Here is a 19,353-nt window from a genome sequence, read left to right as displayed (position 1 = left end):
TTTATGAAATGAGCTGTAATTTTATAGATCATATTGTGCAGATTATCTAAAAAATAAAATAGGCCTATGCATTCTTAGTTATTTAGAGAAGATTAAAAAAACCAATGAAGCTATAGTTGTTTCCCCAAAGGCAATAATAGTTATAACCTACATTTATGCTTTTAAATAAAGAAATTGTTCTTAAAAGATTGCTAGCGCTTTCTTTTTTCCTGTCTATTCTTATATCTGTTAATGGACAAGTTGTAATAGATAAAACTTCCCAAGAAACTTTTTCCATACGTCCTTATGCTTATCTTTTTAATGCAGGTGATGAACAATATGATTTTGAATATATACAGAGTAATTCGGAAAAATTATCGTTTAAACCACTAACGGCATTTAAAGAAAATCTGGGATTTTCCCAAGATAACCTTTGGATTCAATTTGGTATTCATAACGATACCGAAAAGCCTATGCACTTTTATTTGGAGACAGGCCGCCCCATTACAGATTATGTAACATTATATACAACCAATGAGAATGGAGAAGCCATGGTGCATAAAAGTGGTGATGTTATTCCTTACAATGAAAAAAGTGTACAACATAGAAAATCTGTTTTTAGACTTGAATTGGGAGCGAATGAAGAATTGAAGGGATGGATTCATTTAAAAAGTGATGGGGAAGTTGCAGTATTGCCCTTGGATTTATATAGCCAGAAAGATTTTATAGAGAAGACCTATCAAGAGCAAATATTTTATGGTTTTTTCTATGGAATTTTAATTTTGGCATGTATCATTTATGGGTTCTTCTATTTTGCGCTTAGAGATAAGGTATTTATATTTTACGGGCTGTATGTATTGTTTATAGCAATGCTCCAGTTTTCTTTAGATGGTTTTTTCCATCAATATTTTACCCCTCAGGGGGGATGGCTATCCAATAGAGCTGTCATTATTTCGGCTTTGACCTCACTTTTATTTTTTGTGAAGTACGGAGAGACCTTTTTAGATATAAAACAGCATAGCAAGGTATTGTATCTATCTCACAGGGTAATGCTAATCTCTATTATTGCCTGTATATCAATACTATTATTGGTGCCAAGTTCTTTACCTGTTGCATATCCATTGGCAAATGCTGTGGGTCTCCTGGTGTTATTCCAAATGATAACATCGATTGTGGTATTGAAAAGGAAAAAAGTAAAGGTGGACACTTATTTTGTAGGGGGTATTTCTTTTCTCATAATGGGTTTCATTGTTTTTATACTCAATAACTTTAATCTAATAAGTAGTTCTTTTTTTACTAGTAATGGGGCAAAATTTGGGATAGGATTAGAAATTATTTTCCTTTCCATTTCCATGAGTAATAGGATTAGGACATTAAGAGTGGAGAATGACAAAAACCAAATATTGGCATTGCAAAGGGCAAAGGACATGAATGAAATTAAATCCTCCTTTATATCCAATATTAGTCATGAGTTAAGAACTCCATTAAATTTAATTATGGGTGTTGCCAGTTCACTAAAAGAGAATAGGGAAGATATGGATTTGGATGAAAAATGTGGATTAATATTAAATTCTTCCGAAAGCTTATTGGGTTATATAGAGGATATTTTGGACTTTACAGTTATAGAAAAAGGAAATCAAGAGCTTAAGGAAATTTCTTTTAACCTGCACGATACTATAAACAAGATTACATCTGTGAATGCAGAAAAAGCAAAGAACAAGGAATTGGACTTTATATATTCTGACATTTCCAATTTGCCAAAAAGGATAATCGGGGATAGGGTTAAATTGGTTCAAATTCTTAATAATTTACTGGATAACGCCATTAAGTTTACCGAATCAGGTACAATAGAACTCCATATAGGACATACTATTGAAAAAGGAAATAAGATTCATTTGGACTTCTCCATCTCTGATACCGGTATAGGTATTTCAAAAGAAAAAATGAGCACCATTTTTGAGTCGTTTACCAAGAAATCATTTTTGGACAAAAGGGAATTTAGTGGCCTAGGACTTGGATTGTATATTGTTAAAAATTATGTGGATCTTCAGAAAGGACACATATCCATCCATAATAATTATCAAAAAGGAATTACGTGTAAAGTGAGTTTAGTATTTCCTTTGGATGAGAATGAACTTCAAAAGGATATTTTGGAATCCTCATTAAGTGGTCAGTATAACCTAAAAGGATGCAATATTCTTTTAGCAGAGGATAATAAGACCAATCAGACAGTAATTAAGCTTTTGGCGAAAAAATGGGAAAATACTACGTTGACCATTGCAAACAATGGCTCGGAAGCTATTGGGTTTATAAAAGAGAATACCTATGATATTGTTTTAATGGATTTACAAATGCCTGTCATGGATGGTTTTGAAACCACAGCGATGATTAGGAGTGGTAAAATAAGTAATGTGGATATGGATATCCCTATTATTGTACTTACCGCAGATAGCACGGATAAAACAAAGAAAGAAATATTTCGCTTGGGAGCCAATGATTATATGACAAAGCCTATAAATGGAAATTTGTTATATAAAAAAATAGAAAATAATCTAGTTCTTACCCCAAAATAGGACTTTATGTTTTAGCGACAGTTTAAAATATGGAATATTTCTTATAATATGGAAATATTCCATAAATTAGCTTACCTTTTTAGTAAGCTATGCAAAAGACCATACTTCATTTAGATTTAGATACATTCTTTGTATCAGTGGAGCGGCTCATTAATACTGAGTTGCGTAATAGACCTTTACTTGTTGGTGGCACCAGTGATAGGGGTGTGGTGGCCGCATGTAGTTATGAGACACGTGGTTTCGGAGTGCATTCCGGTATGCCCATGAGGATGGCCAAAGAGCTTTGTCCAGAAGCTATTGTTATTCGTGGTAACGCAGGTACATACAGTAAACATTCTGATGTGGTTACAGAAATCATAAAGGAAAAAGTACCGCTTTTTGAAAAATCCAGTATAGATGAGTTTTATGCAGACCTTTCTGGAATGGACCGCTTTTATGGTTGCTATAAGTATGCTTCAGAACTAAGACAAACCATTATTAAGGAAACTGGCTTGCCTATTTCTTTGGGGCTATCTATAAACAAAGTGGTTTCTAAGGTGGCAACTAATGAAGCCAAGCCCAATAATCAGCTAAAAGTAGATTTTGGATATGAGAAACCTTTTTTGGCCCCCTTATCCATAAAAAAGATACCTATGGTAGGAGATAAAACCTATCAAACGCTATGTAATTTGGGTATAAGACAAGTAAGAACTGTACAAGAAATGCCCATGGATGTTATGCAAAGGGTGCTGGGAGCCAATGGTTCATTAATATGGAAAAGAGCCAATGGGTTAGATAATACACCTGTGATTCCATTCTGCGAAAGAAAATCCATTTCAACAGAACGTACTTTTGACAAGGATACCATTGATGTAGTAAAACTACGAGGTATTCTTATAGCCATGGCCGAAAATTTAGCCTATCAATTACGTAAAGGAGAGAAGTTAACGGCTTGCATTACAGTAAAAATTAGGTATTCAGATTTTAATACTTATTCAAAACAATTTCGAATTCCTTATACCAGTGCAGATCATATCTTGATACCCAAGATTTTGGATATGTTCAAAACACTGTACAATAGAAGATTGTTGGTTCGCTTGGTGGGTATTAGATTTAGCCATTTGGTGTCGGGCAATTACCAAATCAATTTATTTGAAGATACCGAGGAAACCTTAAATCTATACCATGCCATGGACCATATTAGGAATAGATTTGGGGATAAAAGTGTTATAAGGGCTTCTGCTATGGGAGCCAAGACTATAGGGAGAATGAATAATCCTTTTAATGGGCAGCCCCCTATTGTTTTGGCACATAGAAAACAATAAACATGTATTTAAACTGTCATACATATTACAGCTTGCGTTACGGAGCTTTTTCAGAAATAGAGCTATTGCAATTGGCACAGGAAAATCATGTTTCGCAGTTGGTGCTAACAGATATTAATAACACTTCCGCAGGGCTCAATTTTGTACGCAAAGCACCTCAATACAATGTGAAACCTGTATTGGGAATAGATTTTAGAAATGGAATAAATCCATGTTTTATAGGAATTGCTAAAAATAACGAGGGCTATCAAGAACTCAATACATTTCTTTCTGAACATTTACATGGAAAAAGAGAGATTCCTAAACTGGCGCCTAGTTTTAAAGAAGCTTATGTGGTGTATCCTTTTGAGGTAGTTCTCAGGAATAATCAACAAGAATTTAAAGAGAACGAGTTTATAGGAATTTCTGTAAACGATTTAAAGCGGTTGCCTTTTTCACGTTTGGGACAACTCAAAGATAAATTGGTGGTACAGCAACCGGTTACGTTTAGGAATAAACGCGATTATAATGCACATAGATTATTACGGGCAATTGATAATAATGTGTTACTGAGTAAACTCCCGCAAACAGAGCAGACGAATGAAGAAGAAAAAATGTTTCCAATCCAAAATTTGGCTGGGGTCTTTTCAGAATATACATCTATTCTAGAAAACACTGATAAGTTATTGCGCTCTTGCCATATTCATTTTGATTTTTCGGAAGGGCGAAAACCACAAAATCTAAAGACCTATTTATCCTCAGAAAAAGAAGACATAGAGCTTTTGGAAAAGTTGTGCCAAGAAGGATTGCAATATAGATACCCCAATGGGGGTGATGGTGTTGAGGAAAGGATTGAAAAGGAACTAAAGCTTATCAAAGAAAAAGAATTTACTTCCTATTTCCTCATTAATTGGGACATTGTTACAGAAGCAAGAAAAAGAGGGTTTTTCTATGTAGGGCGTGGCAGTGGTGCCAATAGTATTGTGGCTTATTTATTGCGAATTACAGATGTGGACCCCATAGATTTGGACCTGTATTTTGAGCGTTTTATTAATCTATACAGGACCAGTCCTCCCGATTTTGATATTGATTTTTCTTGGAAAGACCGTGGCGCAATGACCACCTATATTTTTGAACGGTTTAAACACGTAGCTCTTTTGGGCACTTATGTCACCTTTAAGGAAAAAGGGGTGATACGGGAACTGGGGAAAGTATTTGGGCTTCCCAAAGAAGAGATAGATATGTTGTGTAGTGGCAGGTATGATCTGGCAAAATTGGATAGTATGGCCGCTTTAGTAATTAAATATGGAAGATTAATAAAGGGCATGCCCAATTATTTAAGTATACATGCGGGAGGAATATTGATTAGCGAAAGACCGTTGACCTATTTCTCTGCAACCCATTTACCGCCAAAGGGATATGCAACTACACAGTACGATATGGTTATTGCAGAAGATGTGGGCTTGTATAAGTTTGATATTTTGGGACAGCGTGGTCTTGCCAAAATCAAGGAAACTTTGGAAATTTTAAAGTATAACCAACCAGAAAAGGCCGCGAATGTGGATATCCATAAAATTGATGATTTTAAAAAAGACCCTAAAATCAATGAACTGATTAAAACAGCACAGTGTATGGGTTGTTTTTATGTGGAATCACCGGCTATGAGAATGTTGTTAAAAAAACTTGAAGTAGATAATTATTTGGGCTTGGTGGCAGCGAGTTCCATAATACGTCCAGGAGTGGCCAAAAGTGGTATGATGCGGGAGTATATCTTGCGCCATCGTAATCCAGGAAGAACAGAAAAAGAAGCTCATCCCATTATGTTAGAAATTATGCCAGATACATATGGGGTTATGGTGTACCAAGAAGATGTAATAAAAGTGGCGCATATTTTTGCAGATTTGGATTTGGGTGAAGCCGATGTATTACGGCGAGGAATGAGTGGTAAGTTCCGCTCACGGGAAGAGTTCCAAAAAGTGAAGGATAAGTTTATAGAAAACTGTAGAAAAAAGGGGTTTCTGGAGGTCCTTATTTTTGAAATTTGGAATCAAGTGGCCAGTTTCGCAGGTTATGCTTTTGCTAAGGGTCATTCGGCTTCCTATGCTGTGGAAAGCTATCAAACATTGTTTCTGCGAGCCTATTTTCCCTTGGAATATATGGTGGCGGTGCTTAATAATGGAGGAGGATTTTACCGTTCAGAATTTTATATTCATGAAGCTCGTATGTTGGGCGCCACCATTCATGCGCCATGTATTAATAAAAGTTTTGGGACCAATTGTATTTATGGAAAAAACATCTATTTGGGGTTCATGTATTTGCGAGATATAGAGGAACGGGTCACAGAGCGTATTATAAAGGAACGTAGTTTAAATGGAGCTTTTGGCTCGTTGGAGGATTTTTTGGATAGGGTGACCATTTCTGTAGAACAATTAAGTATTTTAATCCGAATAAACGCTTTTAGATTTACGCAAACCAATAAGCATGAATTACTTTGGAAAGCCCATTTAATGGTATCCAAAAATGTACAAATGGAGCATCCAAAATTGTTTGTCCCCAAGCATAAAAAGTTTAACATTCCAGAATTGCATACCACAGATTTAGAAATGGCCTTTACACAGTTGGAGTTGTTGGGTTTTTGCCTTTGTAGCCCTTTTAGTTTGTTGGAGAATTTCCCTAATAATTATAATGGACAAAGGGATTTTATTAAACATTTAAACAAGCATATAGATATTTATGGCTATATGGTAACCGTAAAAAATACAAATACATATAATGGGAAACGCATGAATTTTGCTACAATGGTAGACCAGTATGGAGAAGTGTTTGATGCCGTGCTTTTCCCCCCAGTAGCTGCCAAGTATATTTTTAGGGGCAGAGGTGTTTATAGGTTATATGGAAAGGTGGTAAGCGAGTTTGGCTTTTTAAGTATAGAAGTTATAAAAATGCAAAAGCAAAATTATATTCCAGATCCAAGGTATACAGATATGAGAACAGCTAAAAAAAGACTGCCCGAGCGAGAGAAACAAAAAACGAATGACGGTGTTGTTTAAGTATTAATTATTATCTTCAAATTTCTCAAATATAGATTAAATTAGTGTACACCATTGTAGACATAGAAACCACAGGAAATGGATATACCGGAATGAAAATTACCGAGATTTCCATTTTTAAGCATAATGGTGAAAAGGTGGTGGACGAGTATACTACATTAGTGAATCCTGAAGCCAATATACCTCCGTTTATTACAAATCTAACCGGTATTACCAATGCCATGGTAAGAGATGCTCCCAAGTTTTATGAAATAGCAAAGAAGGTAGAGAAAATGACCCAAGACACCATTTTTGTGGCTCACTCTGTTAATTTTGACTATAACATCATTCAGAACGAGTTTAAAGAACTGGGGTTTGATTTTAGACGAAAAAAACTCTGTACGGTTCGTTTGTCCAGAAAATTGATTCCTGGATTAAAATCCTATAGCCTTGGAGTATTGTGTGAATCTAGGGGAATAGAAATTGTAGGCCGGCACCGCGCTAAGGGAGATGCCGAAGCAACAACTATTTTGTTTGAGCAATTATTAGAGCTGGATGATGATGAAAAAGTATTCCAATCGTTTTTAAATCCACGTTCTAGGCAGGCTACCTTGCCACCTCTTTTACCGAAAGATGTTTTTGATAAACTGCCAGAAACGGAGGGTGTCTATTACTTCAAAAACTTAGAAAAGAATATCATTTATGTGGGTAAGGCAATTAACATAAAAAAAAGAGTACTAAGCCATTTTTATGATAAGGCAAAGAAAGAAATTACTATGTGCATGGAAACTGCCGACATTACCTATACAGAGACCGGTAATGAACTTTTGGCACTTTTGTTGGAGTCTGCCGAGATAAAAAACCTATTTCCCAAATACAATAGGGCACAGCGCAGGGCGAGGGAAAGCTTGGCCATTTTCACCTACGAGGATAGTTCTGGAATAATGCATATTGGCTATAACACTATTAAAATGGTAGCCAATCCTATCATGAAATTTTATAATGTTACGGAATGTAGGGTATTTTTGGAAAAACTTTGCAAAGAATTTGAGCTATGCCCCAAATACTGTCATTTACAGGGAAATGTAAGTGGTAGCTGTTTTCATTATCAAATAAAAGAGTGCAAAGGGGTATGTAGTGGAAAAGAGGATGTGGTGTTGTATAATAAACGTGTACGGCAGGCTATAGAATCTTTGGAATACGAAACGGATAATTTTATCATAAAGGAAAAGGGGCGTACCAAAAAAGAAGTGGCCTTTGTACTTATAGAAAATGGTATTTACAAAGGGTTTGGATACAGTACCGTCCATAAGATAGAGCACAGTCCAAAACAATATCTTACTGCCTTACAAGGGCAAAAAGACAATAGGGATGTTAGGCGCATTTTAAATTGGTATTTAAAAAATAATGAGCACAGTGTGACCCCAATAAAAAAATACGGGGAAGACATCTATGATGGCCATCCAAATAGTCTAAGTGGTCAACTTCAGCTTTTTTAATTATTTGGATAGAATTTTATGGGCAAGTTTTGGCATAAGAAAGCTAACCCATAAAAAAATCCGCATTTTGGGTACTGTAACAATACGTTTTTCTTTTTCTATTTGAGGAATGGCCAAGGCCACTAGTTTTTGTGCAGGCATTTTATCCCCATTTCTACACGAAGTCATAGGGGTATCTGTAACAGGAGGTATAAATTCCAGAACTTTGACCGAAGTATTTTTAAGGGTAAGTCTAAGCCCGGTCGTAAAATTACGTAATGCAGCTTTACTTGCACTATAAACCAAGCCATCTGTTTTTGGGAAGGCCCCAAGACCCGAAGTCGTATTAATTATCATAGCTTTTTTTTGGGAACATAAAAGAGGGATTAAACGCTGAGTGAGCATAAGTTGCCCAGTGCTGTTTACCCCCATTTCTTGCGCTATGTTCTCCAAAGGAATGGCCATATCCTTAAATAGATAGTTATACTGTACCCCAGCATTGTTGAACAAGATGGAAAGATCTGGAAAATTGTTTTTAATATTTTCCACTACATTTTCTATATCTTCCATTTTGCTTACATCACATAGTAAGGTGTGAAAACCTTCTTTTGCTGCTGCTTCCAATTTTTTTGCATTCCTCCCCAAAAGAATCACTTTGTTGTTTCTTTTTAATAATCTACCTGCTAATTCTTTTCCAATTCCAGAAGTACCTCCAGTAATTAATATGGTGTTATTGGATAATTTCATGGGGTAAAATTGCCCATTGCCATAGAACTGTACATTAACATAGGTTAATAAATTAATTTGGCCGTGATTTTATTAATTGTGCTCGGATTCGGCTGAGTTGTACAGGTGTTATTCCCAAATAAGAGGCAATGTGGTATTGTGGAATTTGATTTTCTAGGCCTGGGAATTCCTCCTTGAAAATTTTATAATTGGTGGTTGCATCATTTGTTACCATTCTAATATCATGTCTTTCCTTTTTAATCCATAAGTTTTCCATGATTCGAAGCATTAATGATTCAAAACAACGGTGCTCTTCAAAAAGAGACCTAAATTTTTTATATGAAAATCGCACCAGCTTACAGGGTAATAGCGCTTCGAAGGACAATTCACAGTTAGTATTGCTTAGTAGGGCTGTAATGGGTGTTGGAAATGTATTGGAAACAAAGAATGTTTTATTGTATTCATTCCCATCTTTATTGTAAAAAACACGTACCGCCCCATCCAATAAGATATAAACATATTGTGCTTTTTCACCCTGTCTTATTAAAAACTCTTTTTGCTCTATGGTAACACTCTCAAGCAAGGGTAAAAAAACAGCCCGGCCTTCTGATGTAATAGGGTGAATTTCATTTAACTTTTTTAGAATATTCTCAGTCATCTAAAAATTAATTCTTCAAAATACTATTTCTAAATAAAAATGGCACTATTACAATATTTTTTAACAAAAGTTGTTAATACTTATAATAAATGTTGTATTTTCCTACAAATAGTTCTGTTTTGAGTTTGCTGTATGAAAATAGTGTATCCTTTATTTAGAAATTATACATGTCGATAAAATTTTCAAAAAAAGAACTAATACTTCCTATTACAGTTTTTGTGGTTTTTATCACTATGGTGTTCATTTTATGGAACAAATCATTGGAGTCACAAAAATTGTCACTTATCAATGAAATACAGACCACTGGGAACCTAAGGGCCCAAGAATTTTTCTTATCGGTTAAGAATAATATTAAATCATTGGAAAATCTAAAACAACGAATTGAAATGACGAATGGGTCATATTTTCAATATTGGGAGAAAGATGCTGGTCTTATTTTGGAGCAAAACCCATCTTTTAAGTTTGTGGAGTGGGTAGATAGTTTAATGGTTATTAGAAAGACGACTCCTTTGGAAGGAAATGAAGCTGTAATAGATTTAAATGTGTCCAAGCACCCGGGAATGAAAGAATGGGCTGGGCATGTAAAGGATTCATCAACCAATGTTTCCTCATGGTTAACGCTTTACCAAGGGGGGAATGCTTTTCTAGTGGATGTGCCTGTTTTCTTTGAAGGAAATTTTCAAGGGTCGGTCACCGCGGGAATGGATTTTACCAATCCGTTTAATGAACTGGCATCTAGTTTGGATATGTATGCTATTGAAGTTAAAGATGAGAATGGAACAGTTTTTTATTCCAAAAACAATCCTAGTGCGAATAGAATTGGGGATGACTTCATTTTTTCTACAACCTTCGAGGTTGATGTTCTCGATGAGCAAAAATGGACTTTCTCCTTAATGCCTGCTAACCCAAATCTACTTATAGAAAGAAAAAAGAGTATATATATTTTTTTCATTTTTGGAGTACTACTGTCATTACTTTCAAGTTCACTTGTCTACTTTTATCAATCCTCAAGAAAGAAAAACATACTACTAAATCATTCAATAGTTAAACTTAAAGTTTTCAATGAGTCCTTAAAGAAGGAAAGGTTAAAAGCTGAAAAATCTTCAAAGGCAAAAACAGAGTTTATATCCAATATGAGCCACGAAATAAGAACTCCTTTAAATGCTATTTCTGGTTTTATAGAGGTTTTAAAGTTATCCAATATGCCAACTTCATTAAAGCAGTATTTATCCTTAATGGACATTTCATCAAAAAAACTGCTTTTATTGGTTGATGATATCTTGGAGATAGATAAAATAGAATCTGGTAAAACAACTTTTAAAAAGGATAATTTTTCGCCATTGGATGAATTGAGAAATATCATTAGTGTCTATACTCCAAGTATTGAGGAAAAGGGACTTAAAATTCAATTGGATACAGTGACCAAGAGCAGCTTGGAGGTGGAAGGTGATATGGGGAAATATGGCCAAATAATAACAAATCTTTTAAGAAATTCGTTAAAATTTACCGAAAGAGGAGGGATTAAAGTTTCGTATGAAGAAAAAATTAGTAATGGAAGTCTATCTCTCCTTGTTTCAATTAAAGATACTGGGATAGGGATTCCAAAGGATAAATTAAAAACAGTCTTTAATCGTTTTACCCAAGTAGATACAGGAAAGACAAAGAAACATGAAGGCAGTGGTCTTGGTTTGTATATAACGTATAAACTAGTGGAGCTTTTTGGAGGGGATATTAAAGTAAATAGCGAGGAGAATGTAGGCACAGAATTCAATATTTCGCTAGAATTTCCTTTATCAGGAAATAAAGGAAAAGCCAATTTGTTGAATGATAAAATACCTTATTTAAGGGATAGTAAAGTCTTAATTGTGGATGACAATAAAGTGAATGTGTTGGTACTAAAAAAGGCTTTGGAAAAACTGGGTATTTGTTCGGATTCTGCAACAAATGGTATAGAAGCTGTAGAATTCATAAGCAAGAATTATTACGATTTTGTTTTTATGGATGTTCATATGCCAATTATGGATGGTTTTGAAGCCACAAAAGAAATTAGAAAAACCAATCAACAAATACGCATTATTGGACTTTCGGCAGATGTAACTAAAGAGGCAATTGAAGAAGCAAAGGAAGCAGGAATGAATGATTATATCACAAAACCTATTTCTTTTGATAAGTTAAAAGAAAATTTAATAAACCATTTTGTTTGTGTTGTGGCATCTTAATTTATTTAAAAGCCGAATGCCCTGTTATATCAGCTCCTGTAATTAATAAATGGATATCGTGGGTGCCTTCATAGGTAATAACACTTTCCAGGTTCATCATATGGCGCATAATGCTATATTCTCCAGTTATGCCCATAGCGCCCAAAACTTGCCTGGCTTCACGGGCAATGTTCAATGCCATGTCCACATTATTTCGCTTTGCCATGGAAATCTGTGCTGTGGTTGCTCTTCCCTCATTTTTTAATTGCCCCAGTCTAAAAGTTAATAACTGCGCTTTAGTAATTTCGGTAATCATTTCAGCTAATTTTTTTTGCTGTAATTGGGTGGCGGCAATAGGTTTTCCAAATTGAATCCTTTCTTTGGCATATCTTAATGCGGTATCATAACAATCCATTGCGGCACCAATAGCGCCCCAAGAGATACCATAGCGTGCTGAGTCTAAACAGCCCAATGGAGCCCCTAGGCCATTTTTATTGGGTAAAAGATTTTCCTTGGGCACTTTGACATTGTCAAAAATAAGCTCCCCTGTTGCAGAGGCACGTAAGGACCATTTGTTATGGGTCTCTGGAGTGGAAAAACCTTCCATGCCACGTTCTATAATAAGACCGTGAATTCTTCCCTCTTCATTTTTGGCCCATACAACGGCCACATCGGCAAAAGGAGAGTTGGAAATCCATAGTTTGGCACCATTTAAGAGATAATGGTCGCCCATATCTTTAAATTTGGTTTCCATACCACTTGGATTGGAACCATGGTTGGGCTCTGTTAAACCAAAACAACCCATAAATTCACCTGAGGCTAATTTAGGCAGGTATTTTTTTCGCTGTTCTTCCGAACCGTATGCAAAAATGGGATACATAACCAAAGAAGATTGTACAGAGGCTGTGGAGCGGACACCACTATCTCCACGCTCAATCTCTTGCATGATGAGTCCGTAACTAATATAATCCAACCCTGCTCCGCCATACTTAGTTGGGATATAGGGGCCAAAAGCCCCAATTTCTGCCAGACCTTTAATAATTTGTTTGGGAAATTCCGCTTTTTGGGCATATTCCTCAATGATGGGAGAAATGTCTCTTTTAACCCATTGGCGAGCGGCATCCCTAACCAATTTATGTTCCTCTGAAAGTAAATCATCCAAATGATAATAGTCGGGAGCTTCAAAAATATCTGGCTTCATGCGGTGTTTTTTATCAAAGATAAATAAACAAAATATAACAATACAAAGACCTAAAGTTACATTTTTAAATAAAAATCCTTGGTAAGTTTTTTATAGACATCGGTGTATTGATGGCGTTCTATTTCTATAATTAATTCATTTATAGTAGGTTCTTTGTTTAAAAAACCAAATTCCAACAAGCTTCTTTTTATTTCTGTGGTCGGAGTTCCCTTTACCCGACATATCCTTTGTGGAAAGAGTCCAAAGTCTTTGGCAAGATCAACAAATGAATCTTCTTCTTTGTATGGGATAATAGTAGAAAAAACTCCCTTTTTGGACAGTAATAAGGAAACGCCTTCCAGTAATTCACCAAAAGGTAGGGATATCGTTTGTCTGGCTATATCTCTAGCGTTATTTCCACTAGACATTTCTTCGGAATAGAAGGGAGGGTTGGACACAATGAGGTCATATTTTTCATCGATATCGTCCACAAGTTCATCCAAACCTGCGTGGTAGCAAAAAAGTATATCTGCCCAAGGAGATTCTTCAAAATTAGTGGCGCATTGCTCATAGGCATCAGCATCTATTTCTATTCCCTCAATGGTTTCGGCCCGGCTTCTTTGTGCCAGCATAAGGGCAATGACACCTGTGCCGGCCCCAATATCCAAAATGGAGAAAGGGTCGTGCTCCAAGGATACCCAAGCTCCCAATAACACACCATCGGTGCCTATTTTCATGGCACATCTATCTTGGTGCACGGTAAATTGTTTGAATTTGAAAGGTTTGCTCATTCTATTGTTCCAGCGGGTCTGTTTTCCGAACCTATTGCATCCGTTAGAGAATCTCCTAGTTTTCCCCTCATTTTGTCTGCCAGTTGTTTTATTTTTTTTACAATTTCAGGATTTTTACTAGCTACATTTTTGGTCTCGCTTTTGTCATTTTCCAGATTATACAGTTCAATTTCTTCTAGTTCAAGCATTGTATAATTTCCCGGAAATCCATTTTTTCCAGGTTCTTGTCCGTTCATGGTTCTATATCTATGTGGAAAATAGAGTTTCCATTTTCCGTACCGTACCCCAAAGAGTTCATTTACCCTATAATAGAAAAAATAGGCTTCTTGTGGGCTTTTTTCTCCCCCTCCATTCAATACCTTCCAAACACTTTTTCCATCAATGGTTTTTTCTGGTAATTTTGTGTTTGTGACTTCGGCTAAGGTGGGTAAAATATCGATGGCCATTATGGGGGTGTCCAGTGTTTTTCCTGCTCCCAGTTTTTTGGGATATTTTATGATGAAAGGCTCCCGTTGGCCTCCTTCCCAGGCGGTTCCCTTACCTTCTCGAAAAGGCAAAGCAATCCCAGAGTGGTCCCCATAAGCCAACCAAGGACCATTATCAGATGTAAAAATAACAAGTGTGTTTTCTTCCAGACCGTTCTTTTTGAGAGCATCCATAATTTGTCCGACGGACCAATCAATTTCCATGATAACATCTCCATACAGCCCCCTTTCAGATTTGCCTTTGAATTTATCTGAAACGTACAAGGGTACATGGGGCTGAGGATGGGGGACATACAAAAAGAAGGGATTGTCCTTGTTTCTGTTTATGAAGTCCACACTTCGCTCTGTAATTTGGGTTGTTAATTGGGATTGGTCCGTAAGGGTATCCAATACAGTTTCATTTTCATACAAAGGCAAAGGGCCAAAATTATAAACAGGTCCTTGTTGTGGATGCAAGGGCCACATATCGTTGGAATAGGGGATGCCAAAATATTCATCAAACCCTTGGTTGTTGGGCATAAATTTGGGATGGTCGCCAAGGTGCCACTTTCCAAAAATTCCCGTTTTATATCCTTTTTCTTTTAGCATTTCGGCTATTGTAGTTTCGGACAAATTGAGACCAACTTTGGCGTTTGGCATAAGAGCGTTGTGGATTCCTATTCTATTGGGATAACAGCCAGTTAGAATGCCTGCTCTTGAAGCGGAGCACACAGCTTGGGCAGCATAGAAACTTGTCAATGTAACACCTTCCCTGGCCATTTGGTCCAAGTGCGGGGTTTTTATATTGGGAGAACCAAATATACCTACATCTTGATATCCTTGATCATCCGTAAAAATAAGTACAATATTAGGGGAAAGTCCTTGTACTTCTTTTTCTTTTTTTTCACAAGAAATTAGAAGAATTACTCCGCATAGTAGAATGAAATACTTGTTCATGGTTTTTTTAATCTAATTATTGGCTTGTAAGTTCTATTTATATTTTTCAAAAGATACTTAAAACTAATGACTGTTTAATATTTGGCAAATATCCACTAATATGTTTAAGGTTCTGTTAAAAATTTGTAGGTAGATATCAATAAATGTAATTTAATATGGTCTAATATTATAGATACTCTAAATATACCCACCAAATGACCAAGAAAGCCAAATACCGCCCTTGTTGCAATACAAGGCTTTATCCCATTTTTCTTTTATTATTAATACCTTTTTTTCAGAATTGTGCTCCCAAAGAAAAAGGGCCAACACCAGTTGAAACCGTAATTGCATCTATGGATTCTGTGCTTCCGGTAATAGAACTGCCAGAGAATGCTGATCCAGAGAATAGATACTGGAAAGGAATTGACTTGGAGCCCAAGGAACCTGTACTTCCTTTATACCCAGAAGAACAGCAGAAACTTTTTATTTTACCAGAGGGATATGGGATAGAACCAGTTCTTTCAGAACCACAGATAGAGCAACCAGGGGCTATCTCTTTTGACGGAAATGGTAGAATGTACGTTTTGGAATTAAGAAGTTACATGCTTACGGCAGACTCTGATAATACCTTGGAACCCATAAGCAGAATATCACGTTGGGAAGATAAGGACAATGATGGGGTGTATGAGACAGGAACCACTTTTGTTGACAATTTAATTTTTCCACGTTTTGTATTGCCATATGGAAAAGATTGTGTGTTGGCAATGGAATCCGATGCGGACGATGTGTATAAATACACAGATACGGACGGAGATGGAAAAGCAGATAAAAAAGAGTTTTTCACCAATAAATATGGACGTTCCGGGAATGTAGAGCACCAACAGTCATTTATGTATTGGGGAATGGATAATTGGTTGTACAGTACTATGAACGCTTTTAGGGTGAAAGAAACACCAGACGGTGTCATAAGGGAAAAAACAGGATTTAATAGAGCACAGTGGGGCGTTACCCATGACGATGATGGAAAATTATGGTTTCAAGGTGGATCTAGTGGTCTGCCTTCTTATTTTCAATTTCCTATTGTGTATGGTACATTTGATTATGAAGATCAATTTGCAGAAGGATTTGAAGTGCCTTGGGGCGCTCCCGTTAAGATTGAAGATATGCAAGGAGGAATGGCTGCTATTAGACGTCCGGATGGAAGTTTAAACAGGGTTACCGGTTCTTCGGGTAACGATGTATATAGGGGAGATAGGTTGCCTAAAGAGGTGTATGGCCAATATTTTTATGGAGAACCTGTAGCAAGAATTGTAAGGCAAATAAATCCTGTGGTTAGGGAGGGTTTAACGCAACTTCATAATGTATACCAAGACCAAAAATCAGAATTTTTAAAATCTACCGATCCACTTTTTAGACCTGTGGATATGGCGACCGCACCAGATGGAAGTATGTATATCGTGGACATGTACCATGGAATTATACAAGAAGGTCAATGGGCGCAAAAAGGTTCCTATTTAAGGGCAAAGATTGAGCAGTACCAATTGGATAAGGTCATACGTTTAGGTCGTGTGTGGAGAATCACTCATAATGATATGGAGCGTGACAAAACACAGCCTAGAATGTTTGAGGAAACTCCTGCAGAACTGGTGGAGCATTTGGGACATCCCAATGGATGGTGGAGAGATAAGGCACAACAACTAATTGTAATGTCCAAAGATTTGTCCGTAGTACCCAAGTTGGAAGCATTGGCAAAGAATAGCAAAAATCCTTTGGAGCGTACCCATGCACTATGGTCTTTAGAAGGGTTAGGAGCCATTTCTGGAAACTTGGTAAAAAGTTTATTGGCCGATTCCAACCCAAAAATTAGAATACAAGCTTTACGAGTAGGGGAATCCGTTTACAAGAAAGGCGATAAAAGTTTGACCGAGGATTTTTATAAGCTGTTTGAAGATGAAAATGTTGATGTGGTTATACAGGCAATGATGTCCGCCAATTTGTTAAAAATGCCCTCCCTTAAGCAGAACATTGAAAAAGCCATGAAAAACAATAAGGCAAAAGGAGTGCAATTTGTAGGCGAGAAACTTTTGGAACCACCAGTAATAAATAGCTTTTTTATCAATGCAGGTCCAGAAATCACGGATGCTGATAAGGAAATTTTAGAAGAAGGAGCAACTATTTTTAATGAACTATGCGTAACATGCCATGGCAATAATGGTACAGGAATAGCTGTGGGAGATGGGTTGATGGCGCCACCATTGGCAGGTTCTTTGCGTGTACAAGGACACCCGGATTATTCTATTAAAACGGTATTGCGTGGTATGACAGGACCCATGGACGGGAAAACATACGCTGGCGGTATTATGGTAGGTAACATAGAACAGTCCGATGATTGGATTGCTGCCATTGTATCTTATATTAGAATAAATCTGACCAATGAAGCTCCAATGGTTACCGCAGAAGATGTAGCAAGAGTTAGAGCGGCCACTGCTGAACAAACTGTACCTTATACTTACAGTGATTTAATGGCATCTGTACCTCAATTGTTAGAGCCAACAAGTAATTGGAAAGTGACTTCTAGTCATAAAGCACCAAACCGTATTGGGGGGAAAGCCTCTACATTGAGTGCCTTTAATTTAGAAGGATGGACAACAGGTGAAAAGCAGAAAAATGGCATGTATTTTCAAGTTGAATTTCCAGAAGAAACCAAAGTAACGGAACTACATTTTATTTGCCCAAATGTATGGAGAGGGAGAAGATTACCACCATTGGACACATTTCCACGTGCATTTGAAATTCAGGTTTCTCAAAATGGAACTTCCTGGAGTACGGTTTATGAAGGTGTTGGAGAAGAAAGTGATATGAAACTTTCTTTTGAGCCTACATCTGCTAAATTTTTAAGAATAGAGCTTTCTAAAAATATAGAGGGCGAGGATGAAATTCCGTGGACCATGCGAGAAATGGAAATTTATGGATTAATACAATAAGGATACGGATTAAACAAATACTTTATGAAAGACAATAAGAAAAATATTACCAGAAGAAAATTTATAGGAAAATCGGCACTGTTCACTGCTGGAACGGTCTTGGCCTCTCAATCGGTTATAGGAGCTCCCTCTATATTGAAATTTTATAATAAGCCCAATTCTTTTATTAATGGGGTACAGATTGGCGCTATAACCTATTCTTTTAGGAGTATGGAAGATCAAAGCGCCGAGGCAGTATTAAAATATATAAAAGATTGTGGTATAAGTGCTATTGAATTAATGGGAGATCCCGCCGAAGTTTTTGCTGGAAAACCAGAAAGCACTATTGATAGACGCGCTTTCTATGGTTTGATGAGGGCCAAGAGGGATGGCAATCTATCAGCAGATCAGGAAAAGGAAATGGAAGATATGCAAGCTCAAATAGATTCCTATAATAAAGTGGTTGCAAAATGGCGTTCAGAGGTGTCTATGGATAAATTTAAAGAGTTCAAGAAAATGTATAAAGAAGCGGGAGTTTCCATTTATGCATTTAAACCAGCAGCTTTTGGCAAAGGGAATACAGATGCTGAAATTGATTTTGGCATGCGGGCCGCAAAGACATTGGGGGCAAACCACGTGACTTTGGAACACCCTAGTGATGATGCACACACTTTAAAACTGGGAAAAATGGCGAGCAAGCATAATATCTATGTGGGTTACCATGGACACGAACAGCAAACTCCTACTTTTTGGGATACAGCTCTTGATCAGTCCAAGCACAATGCTTTGAATTTGGATATTGGACATTACGTTGCTGCAGGAAACTCTGCGCCTTTGGAAATTATCCAAAATAAGCATGATAGAATAAAAAGTATGCATATTAAGGATAGGCAAAATAAGGTTAATGGCAGAAAGAACCTTGCTTGGGGAGAAGGGGATACTCCTATTTCAGGGGCTTTGCAATTAATGCGCAGCAATAAGTATCAATTTCCAGCAACCATAGAAATGGAATACGAAGTTCCAGAAGGTTCGGATGCAGTAAAAGAGGTGGCTAAATGTTTGGAATATTGTAGAAAAGCATTGTCTTAGGATTCC

Annotated in this window: 12 protein-coding genes; 7 read left to right on the top strand and 5 right to left on the bottom strand. The window is 36.7% G+C overall.

What is annotated here, in order from left to right; translation table 11 throughout:
* Positions 1-155 precede the first annotated feature (155 nt).
* The 4 genes from GGR42_RS07780 (at position 156) to GGR42_RS07765 (ending at position 8,363) form a co-directional block, all read left to right on the top strand.
* On the top strand, positions 156-2,552 hold the full coding sequence (locus GGR42_RS07780; protein ID WP_167962542.1) for a hybrid sensor histidine kinase/response regulator: 2,397 nt from the start codon (positions 156-158) through the stop codon (positions 2,550-2,552).
* 89 nt (positions 2,553-2,641) lie between these two features.
* Positions 2,642-3,856: a DNA polymerase Y family protein gene (locus GGR42_RS07775; RefSeq protein WP_167962540.1), complete on the top strand. Its 1,215-nt coding sequence runs from the start codon at positions 2,642-2,644 to the stop codon at positions 3,854-3,856.
* A 2-nt stretch (positions 3,857-3,858) separates the two neighbouring features.
* The gene (locus GGR42_RS07770) at positions 3,859-6,885 is read left to right on the top strand and encodes a DNA polymerase III subunit alpha (protein WP_167962538.1); all 3,027 of its coding nucleotides are present in this window, start codon (positions 3,859-3,861) and stop codon (positions 6,883-6,885) included.
* A gap of 44 nt (positions 6,886-6,929) precedes the next feature.
* Positions 6,930-8,363 (top strand): exonuclease domain-containing protein, encoded by a 1,434-nt coding sequence (locus GGR42_RS07765; protein WP_167962536.1) that lies wholly within the window; start codon positions 6,930-6,932, stop codon positions 8,361-8,363.
* On the opposite strand, the gene GGR42_RS07760 is transcribed toward GGR42_RS07765, so the two are convergent.
* The gene (locus tag GGR42_RS07760; protein WP_167962534.1) at positions 8,364-9,089 is read right to left on the bottom strand and encodes an SDR family oxidoreductase; all 726 of its coding nucleotides are present in this window, start codon (positions 9,087-9,089) and stop codon (positions 8,364-8,366) included.
* Positions 9,090-9,141: 52 nt separating this feature from the next.
* A complete protein-coding gene (locus GGR42_RS07755; RefSeq protein WP_167962532.1) occupies positions 9,142-9,726 on the bottom strand; it encodes a Crp/Fnr family transcriptional regulator in 585 nt (194 codons plus the stop codon).
* A gap of 167 nt (positions 9,727-9,893) precedes the next feature.
* Here GGR42_RS07755 and GGR42_RS07750 point away from each other — a divergent pair, with 167 nt between their 5' ends.
* Positions 9,894-11,945 carry a response regulator gene (locus GGR42_RS07750; RefSeq protein WP_167962530.1) on the top strand — a complete coding sequence of 684 codons (2,052 nt, stop codon included), beginning with the start codon at positions 9,894-9,896 and terminating at the stop codon, positions 11,943-11,945.
* A 1-nt stretch (position 11,946) separates the two neighbouring features.
* Here the strand turns inward: GGR42_RS07750 and GGR42_RS07745 are convergent, their stop codons facing one another.
* The 3 genes from GGR42_RS07745 to GGR42_RS07735 are packed head-to-tail and all read right to left on the bottom strand — an operon-like array spanning position 11,947 to position 15,316.
* The gene (locus GGR42_RS07745; protein WP_167962528.1) at positions 11,947-13,125 is read right to left on the bottom strand and encodes an acyl-CoA dehydrogenase family protein; all 1,179 of its coding nucleotides are present in this window, start codon (positions 13,123-13,125) and stop codon (positions 11,947-11,949) included.
* A 56-nt stretch (positions 13,126-13,181) separates the two neighbouring features.
* The gene (locus GGR42_RS07740; protein WP_167962526.1) at positions 13,182-13,895 is read right to left on the bottom strand and encodes a tRNA1(Val) (adenine(37)-N6)-methyltransferase; all 714 of its coding nucleotides are present in this window, start codon (positions 13,893-13,895) and stop codon (positions 13,182-13,184) included.
* Positions 13,892-15,316, bottom strand: coding sequence for a sulfatase family protein (locus tag GGR42_RS07735; protein WP_167962524.1), 1,425 nt, complete (start codon positions 15,314-15,316; stop codon positions 13,892-13,894). Before GGR42_RS07735 ends, GGR42_RS07740 begins: the two co-directional genes overlap by 4 nt.
* Before the next feature lie 194 nt (positions 15,317-15,510).
* Between GGR42_RS07735 and GGR42_RS07730 the strand changes: the two genes are divergently transcribed.
* Positions 15,511-18,279 carry a DUF7133 domain-containing protein gene (locus GGR42_RS07730; protein WP_167962522.1) on the top strand — a complete coding sequence of 923 codons (2,769 nt, stop codon included), beginning with the start codon at positions 15,511-15,513 and terminating at the stop codon, positions 18,277-18,279.
* Between the two features lie 24 nt (positions 18,280-18,303).
* Complete coding sequence (locus tag GGR42_RS07725) at positions 18,304-19,347, top strand: TIM barrel protein (protein ID WP_167962520.1); 1,044 nt, start codon at positions 18,304-18,306, stop codon at positions 19,345-19,347.
* Positions 19,348-19,353: the final 6 nt, after the last annotated feature.

Origin of the sequence: Saonia flava (assembly GCF_011927795.1) — a bacterium.
GTDB lineage: Bacteria > Bacteroidota > Bacteroidia > Flavobacteriales > Flavobacteriaceae > Saonia > Saonia flava.
Note: the sequence above shows the minus strand (reverse complement) of the source record. Positions and strands in the feature narration are given on the sequence as shown.

Excerpts from the sequence above, each read along its gene's own strand:
- GGR42_RS07780 (WP_167962542.1), top strand. The coding sequence starts at position 156 with ATGCTTTTAAATAAAGAAATTGTTCTTAAAAGATTGCTAGCGCTTTCT.
- GGR42_RS07775 (WP_167962540.1), top strand. The coding sequence starts at position 2,642 with ATGCAAAAGACCATACTTCATTTAGATTTAGATACATTCTTTGTATCA.
- GGR42_RS07770 (WP_167962538.1), top strand. The coding sequence starts at position 3,859 with ATGTATTTAAACTGTCATACATATTACAGCTTGCGTTACGGAGCTTTT.
- GGR42_RS07760 (WP_167962534.1), bottom strand. The coding sequence starts at position 9,089 with ATGAAATTATCCAATAACACCATATTAATTACTGGAGGTACTTCTGGA.
- GGR42_RS07755 (WP_167962532.1), bottom strand. The coding sequence starts at position 9,726 with ATGACTGAGAATATTCTAAAAAAGTTAAATGAAATTCACCCTATTACA.
- GGR42_RS07750 (WP_167962530.1), top strand. The coding sequence starts at position 9,894 with ATGTCGATAAAATTTTCAAAAAAAGAACTAATACTTCCTATTACAGTT.
- GGR42_RS07745 (WP_167962528.1), bottom strand. The coding sequence starts at position 13,125 with ATGAAGCCAGATATTTTTGAAGCTCCCGACTATTATCATTTGGATGAT.
- GGR42_RS07740 (WP_167962526.1), bottom strand. The coding sequence starts at position 13,895 with ATGAGCAAACCTTTCAAATTCAAACAATTTACCGTGCACCAAGATAGA.
- GGR42_RS07735 (WP_167962524.1), bottom strand. The coding sequence starts at position 15,316 with ATGAACAAGTATTTCATTCTACTATGCGGAGTAATTCTTCTAATTTCT.
- GGR42_RS07730 (WP_167962522.1), top strand. The coding sequence starts at position 15,511 with ATGACCAAGAAAGCCAAATACCGCCCTTGTTGCAATACAAGGCTTTAT.
- GGR42_RS07725 (WP_167962520.1), top strand. The coding sequence starts at position 18,304 with ATGAAAGACAATAAGAAAAATATTACCAGAAGAAAATTTATAGGAAAA.